Raw genomic sequence first — 1759 nt, forward strand, 5'->3', positions numbered from 1 at the left:
TGTTGGTGGCTTCGTCGATTCTTCGGGCGATGGTGGCGGATTGTAGGGAGGTGCCGCCGAGGTGGAAGAGGTTGTCTTGGGTGCCGATCCGGTCGAGGCCGAGGGTGGTGGCGAAGATGCCTGTGACGAGTCGTTCTTCGTCGGTGGTGGCTTCGATGTATTCGACGTCGAGGTCGGGGCGTTGTGATCCGGGTGCGGGTAGTGCCTTTCGGTCGATTTTGCCGGTGCCGCCGGTGGGGAATCGGTCGAGGATCATGATGACGGCGGGGACCATGTATGAAGGCAGTACGGTGGCGGCGTGTTCGCGTAGTTCGGTGGTGGTGGGGGTTTGGTTGTTGCGTCCGGTGATGTAGGCGATGAGGCGGGCGGTGCCTTGGTGTTCGTGGCGGGTGACGATTGCGGTGTTGACGTCGGGGTGTTGTTCGAGGGTGGTTTCGATTTCGCCGAGTTCGATGCGGATGCCGTTGATTTTGATCTGGTGGTCGATGCGGGCGAGGATTTCGAGTGCGCCGGTGGTGTTCCATCGTCCGAGGTCGCCGGTGCGGTAGGCGGTTTGGCCGCCGTATGGGTCGGTGGTGAATCGTTGGGTGGTGAGTTCGGGGCGGTTGAGGTAGTTGTGGGCGACGCCGTTGCCGGTGATGAGGATTTCGCCGGGGATGCCGATGGGGACGAGGTTGAGGTGGGTGTCGACGATGCGGATCTGTCGGTTGGGCATGGGCCAGCCGATGGGGACGTAGGGGCTGTTCCAGCCGTTTTTGGTGTCGTACCAGGTGCAGGCGATGGAGGCTTCGGCGGGGCCGTAGGCGTTGATGAGGCGTGTTCCGGTGGTCATCCAGCGTTGTGCCATGCGGGGTGGGATGGGTTCTCCGGCGAGGGTTACGCAGGTCATGCTGGGGCAGTCGGTGGGGTCGATGGCGGCGAGGTTGGTGGGTGGGCAGAACGCGTGGGTGGTTTGTTCTTTGGCGATCAGTTCGGTGAGGCGGCGGGGGTCGAGGAGGTCGTCTCGGGAGCAGACGACGACGCGGGCGCCGGAGGTCAACGCGGTGTAGATCTCGCCCAACGCGACGTCGAAGACGGGGGCGCAGCAGTGCAGCATGCGGCTGTCGGGGCCGACGGCGCATTCGTCGCGCATCCAGGTGAGGAAGTTCGTCAGGTTGTCGTGTGACAGCACGACGCCCTTCGGGGTGCCGGTCGATCCTGACGTGTAGATGACGAACGCCGCCGCCGTGGCGTCCACGGTCGGTAGGTCGACCGGTTCGGTCGCTTCCACCGCAGGCCAGTCGTTGTCCAAAGCCACTACTCGGACGCCGTCGGGTGCGGGGATGCGGGGGGCGACCTCACCGACGGTCAACACGACCTGGGCGCCGTGGTCGGCGAGGAGCATCCGCATTCGTTCGGCCGGCCATGACACGTCCATCGGCGTGTAAGCCGCACCCGCCCGCAACACGGCCAGGGTGGCGACCAGGGTCCACATGCTGCGGTCCAACGCCAGGGACACCACATCCCCGACACCCACACCGGCTGACCGCAGGTAGCGGGCCAGTAGTTCCGATCGGCGGGCCAGTTCCCCGTAGGTGAGCACCTCGCCTTCGGCGATGCCCGCGACGGCGTCCGGGGTGCGGCGGGCCCAGGCCAGCACCAGTTCGTGGATCGGCTCGTTCGGCACCGGGCGGACCGGACCCTGACCCCATGCCAACAGCCGCTCCCGCTCGGCCGCACCCAACAACGGCAACCGAGACAGCGGAACCCCGGGTTCCCG

Annotated in this window: 1 protein-coding gene; it reads right to left on the reverse strand. The window is 66.1% G+C overall.

Going from position 1 to position 1759, the window contains the following annotated elements; translation table 11 throughout:
- Nucleotides 1-1666 (reverse strand): non-ribosomal peptide synthetase (locus ABT023_RS28980; protein WP_350889867.1); only part of this gene is annotated, 1666 nt, incomplete at its 3' end.
- Nucleotides 1667-1759 lie beyond the last annotated feature (93 nt).

The organism is Micromonospora sp. NPDC002296 (assembly GCF_040296145.1).
In the GTDB taxonomy this organism is placed as follows: Bacteria; Actinomycetota; Actinomycetes; order Mycobacteriales; family Micromonosporaceae; genus Micromonospora.